Source organism: uncultured Clostridium sp. (assembly GCF_934754915.1).
Classification (GTDB): domain Bacteria; phylum Bacillota; class Clostridia; order Clostridiales; family Clostridiaceae; genus Clostridium.
Map to the genome: position 1 here is coordinate 1 of NZ_CAKVKB010000282.1, position 2,508 is coordinate 2,508.

The window sequence follows — 2,508 nt, forward strand, 5'->3', positions numbered from 1 at the left end:
GCTCCTAAGCTTTGTATTTATTACGCAAGGAACAATATTGTTATATGCTCCAATGACTTCAGCATAGTTATTTCTTGACAATTTACATATCAAATACTTATATGCAATAGTTGCGTCATTCTTCCAATCTAAGCCTTCATATATACTTTCGGCAATTTCAATATTACCATTTAATTCCTGACAAAGTGCATACAGATATTTTACCCCTTTTTCATTCTTAACATCCTCAGGGAATTCCTGATATCTTTCAATAGCCTTTTCAACATATTCTTTTTCATCAATTCCCAAATTATATGCACTTTCAAGATATAACATTGCAACAAGACTTATATTATGCTTGTATTGTTTATTGTCTTTTAACAACTCAAGTTGTTTAATTAATTCCTTTAGTCTCTCTCTGTATCCATAATTGCCTTGTCTCCATATATCGTTAATATTCTTTATCTCTGCAAAAACTGAATATACACAATTATTTTCTGTGGAATTTTTCTGGTAAAGTGCTTTCAGAATATCTGAAGCCAAATCATATTTTTGTAAATTAAATAAAGCCAAACCATAAGATTGTTTAACCGTATCAATTATTTTCGACGATCCATCATCCACAATTTCTTTACATAGTACCGTTACTGCATTCCATAATTGTGATGAAAACATCTTATCCAATACAATTACCTGGCTTTCAATACGATGACTAGCAAAAGTATATATACTAATAGGTACTGGATTTTTATAATATGCCTCCATCCATGACAGCTCAATCTTATCCTGTTCTGTAAGACCATCTACTGAAATTTTAATCTCCTTACCTTCACGTAACTCCAGAACTGCTTTATAGAACAACAGCGTTTCAGTCCCCTCAACTCCAGTAAGCTTATATGTAAAAATTTCTTCAATTTCTTCTCTAAGTTTATCAAAACGAATTTCCAATATTAAAGATTGACAAATCTGAATTTTCTCTTGAACATAATTTTTTATTAATCTTGGATCAATAACTTGTTCACTTGCTCTAACGAGATAATAATTGCATCCGCTATTATCATCAGTATTAACAATAATACCGGTATGTGTCAAATCTATTTGAACATCATCTGGTCTTTTACGAGGCATAAAAAAATAACTGGCTATTTCTGTATGATTTGCTACCAAATCCAACACTTCCTTATTGGAAATCAGAGATAATTCAATTCCTGCCTTTTCTAATAATGCAACAATGTCCTTATAACCCTTACTTGTAGTAGTAAGTGTCTTATTGCAGAAAAGATAAATTAAATCAAGCTCATCTCCATAATGTTTAATAGCCTGATTCATTGAATCCTTTATTTTTGCAAAACTAACTTCGTTTTCAAAATATTTCGCTTGAAAACTAATTTTCCTTTGTTTGCTTCCATCAGAATGTGCCCGTTCCAAAATTGGTAACACTTCTATACCTGGATTATTATGATCTGAATGCGGTACTACACCTTTTTCTAAAAATTCTAAAGAAAACAAACGTCGTGACATGTCTTCAAAGGCGCCTGTTGCATCATCATTGCACACAGCAAATTGCGCCCATGTTAAATTAGGATAATGCTTATTAGCATCTACCATTTACAAATCTCTCCCTTCTTATTTATAGCCTTTCAAACATTTATGAAACTTCCTGAGTCTCCGAACTCCAATACTTTTTGGAATGTGCTACAACTATATAAAATTTTAGCATCTGACCTGTTTTACTCCTTAGAATTCTTTAAAAAGACAAACCGGTCTACACTATTATCTTATTATATCCTTCTACAGCAATATCTGTAATACAACTCACATAATACTGTATTTTTATATCATCAACTGTCCTTTGAACATTAATATTTTGGGCGTAATAGGTATCAATTTTTCTCTTAAACCATTAGGTCTATCATAAACAAATGATAGATTATCACTTATTATAAATCTTGACACTCCATCAGCAATAAGTAAGTAAAAGCTTGTACGTTTCACATTCTCTACAGCTTAATCATTTTATAAATTGAATATAATGTCCCCCTAACAGCAATGGACACGCAACTTAGATAATATCTGTTTTTCTACCCTAGCGCATCCGTACAGAATACCAGAAATATAGTGAATTCTATAAAGAGTATTCTGTACGCGAATCCTAGAATAACCATACTGATTCAACAGATAATTTCATTTCTTCATCGAATTTTGATAAATTCAAGTAGCTCCCACTTAAGATAAATTACCTGGAATAGAAAATAGAATCTCTAAAACAAGTTCCTTAATGAGTGAGCAAATTTTTCTTATGTTTTCGAAATTATCTTTGACACCAAATGTAGTTCCATTTAAATTAATTGTTACATAATTCAGGCAACTATGAAATCGAATATGTTATTCATCACTCATATTTCTTTTCAAGCATCTTTCTTTTTATCTTACAGATATTCTAACTGTCTCAATTGGTTTATACCTTCCAGCTGATTCTTTAATAATAGCCTCATAAATATCATTAGTTCTTGTAAGATCTTCAATAGT

Annotated in this window: 2 protein-coding genes; both read right to left on the reverse strand. The window is 31.0% G+C overall.

Translation table 11 applies throughout. The features are described from left to right. The coding region (locus Q0F58_RS18855; RefSeq protein ID WP_294379515.1) for a hypothetical protein at positions 1 to 1,587 on the reverse strand (1,587 nt) is incomplete at its 3' end. 225 nt (positions 1,588 to 1,812) lie between these two features. Beyond that, complete coding sequence (locus Q0F58_RS18860; RefSeq protein ID WP_294379516.1) at positions 1,813 to 1,974, reverse strand: hypothetical protein; 162 nt, start codon at positions 1,972 to 1,974, stop codon at positions 1,813 to 1,815. Between the last annotated feature and the right edge of the window lie 534 nt (positions 1,975 to 2,508).